General features: G+C 70.7%; 2 protein-coding genes. One reads left to right on the top strand and one right to left on the bottom strand.

Annotation, left to right across the window (positions count from 1 at the left end; translation table 11 throughout):
* Window positions 1-351 (top strand): helix-turn-helix transcriptional regulator (locus tag P2P98_RS06545; RefSeq protein ID WP_275798313.1); only part of this gene is annotated, 351 nt, incomplete at its 5' end.
* Between the two features lie 260 nt (window positions 352-611).
* Here the strand turns inward: P2P98_RS06545 and P2P98_RS06540 are convergent.
* Entirely contained in the window at window positions 612-2,084 is a 1,473-nt protein-coding gene (locus tag P2P98_RS06540) for an NAD-dependent succinate-semialdehyde dehydrogenase (protein ID WP_275798311.1), read from the bottom strand.
* Window positions 2,085-2,230: the final 146 nt, after the last annotated feature.

Below are 2,230 nucleotides of genomic sequence, written 5' to 3'. Positions count from 1 at the left end.
CGCGGCCGCGATGACGGTTCGCCGGCCGCGGACCCCCGGCTTCTCGCTGAGGGGATCCGACTCTGGATCGACGAGAACGCCGCCGACCCCGATCTCACCCCCGAACGGGTCGCCGCCCACTTCCACATCGCCGTGCGCACCCTGCAGAAGCTGTTCGCCGCGGACGGTGAATCACCGGCGGCGTTCATCCGCAACTGCCGGCTGCGCCACAGCCGGCGGCTGCTGGTCGGCGGCGCGAGCGTGAACGAGGCTGCGCGCCGCAGCGGCTTCCTCGACATCGACAGCTTCACCCGCGCGTTCAAGCGCGAGTTCGCGCAGACGCCGTCGTCGGTGCGCAGCACTGCCCCGTGACGGCGGCGCCACGGGGTCGAGTCTCGTCGTGAGCGCGACTCCTCCGCGCATCAGGTCGACGCGCTGACTCTCCCTCACGCCGGCTCCCCCTCCGCCGCAGCCTCGACCCGACCCGACCCGACCCGGCCCGGCCGACCCCGCTGACTTGCGCCATATGCGCGGCCGGGAGGCCTCGCAGCGGACATACGGCGCAACTCACCGCCTCGCGCGGCACGACCCCGGGCCCTCGTGGGGCGCCGGGGTCGTGGCATCCGGTGTCTTTACGCGTACGGGTTGGCCGTCAGCGTGTACTTCGTCTGCAGGTACTCGTGGATGCCCTCGTCGCCGCCCTCGCGGCCGAGGCCGGACTGCTTCCAGCCGCCGAAGGGCGCGGCGGCGTTGGAGACGACGCCGACGTTGAGGCCCATCATTCCGGTCTCGAGCTTGTCGATCATGCGCTGACCGCGCGCGAGCGACTCGGTGAAGACGTACGAGACGAGGCCGTACTCGGTGTCGTTGGCGATGCGCACGGCGTCGTCCTCGTCGTCGAAGGGGACGATCGCGAGCACGGGTCCGAAGATCTCCTCGCGGAGGATGTCGCTGCCGGGCTGCACGTCCGAGACGACCGTGGGCTCGAAGAAGGTGCCGGGGCCGTCGACGGGCGAACCGCCCGTGGTGACGGTGGCGCCGCGCTCGACAGCATCACCGACGAGGGTCTTGGCCTTGTCGACCGCGCGGTCGTCGATCAGCGGGCCGATCTGCACGCCCTCCTCGGTGCCGCGGCCGATCCTCATGCCCTGCACGCGCTCGGTGACGCGGCGGGTGAACTCCTCGACGACGCTGCGCTGCACGATGAAGCGGTTGGCCGCGGTGCACGCCTGGCCGATGTTGCGGAACTTCGCGAGCATCGCACCGTCGACGGCCTTGTCGAGATCGGCATCGTCGAACACGACGAACGGGGCGTTTCCGCCGAGCTCCATCGAGGTGCGGAGCACACCGGGGGCCGCCTGCTGCAGCAGCTTGACGCCGACCGGGGTCGACCCGGTGAAGGAGAGCTTGCGCAGGCGCGGGTCGGAGATGATGCGCTCCGAGACCGGGCCGGTGTTCGTCGTGGTGACGACGTTGACGACACCGGCCGGGACGCCCGCGTCCTGGAGGATCTGTGCGAAGAACAGCGTGGTGAGAGGGGTGAGGGTAGCCGGCTTGATGACCACCGTGCAGCCGGCGGCGAGCGCGGGGGCGATCTTGCGGGTGGCCATCGCGAGGGGGAAGTTCCACGGGGTGATGAGGTAGCAGGGACCCACCGGGTGATGCGTGACGATCATGCGACCGGTGCCCTCGGGGTTCGCGCCGTAACGGCCCTGGGTGTGCGCAGTGACCTCGCTGAACCAGCGCAGGAACTCCCCGCCGTAGACGACCTCGCCGCGCGCCTCGGCGAGGGGCTTGCCCATCTCGAGCGTCATCAGCAGCGCGATGTCTTCCTTGCGCTCCTGCAGCAGGTCGAAGGCGCGGCGGAGGATCTCGGCCCGCTCCCGCGACGGGGTCGCCGCCCACGACGGGAACGCCTCGGCCGCGGCATCCATCGCGGCGACGCCGTCTTCGACGCTCGCGTCGGCGATCTCGATCAGCACATCGCCGGTCGCGGGATCGTTCACCGCGACGGTCTTGCCGCCGGTCGCCGCGCGCCATTCCCCGTCGATCAGCAGGCCGGTGGGTACGGATGCCAGCAGCTCGCTCTCGCGCGAATCGGTCATGGGTCCTCCTGTGTCGGGGCGGGGCGTTCCCGCTCATTCTGGTCAGCGCGCGTCTCGGCGCCGATATACGTGGCGTACAAAGCGAGCTTCTGGGTCGCCACTGTGGACGGCTGCGAGTGGCGTGGTTGCGGGCGGGGGTGGTTGCG

Source organism: Microbacterium sp. Kw_RZR3 (genome assembly GCF_029222405.1).
In the GTDB taxonomy this organism is placed as follows: domain Bacteria; phylum Actinomycetota; class Actinomycetes; order Actinomycetales; family Microbacteriaceae; genus Microbacterium.
This window is presented reverse-complemented; position numbering and strand designations above follow the sequence as displayed.

Excerpts from the sequence above, each read along its gene's own strand:
- P2P98_RS06540 (WP_275798311.1), bottom strand. The coding sequence starts at position 2,084 with ATGACCGATTCGCGCGAGAGCGAGCTGCTGGCATCCGTACCCACCGGC.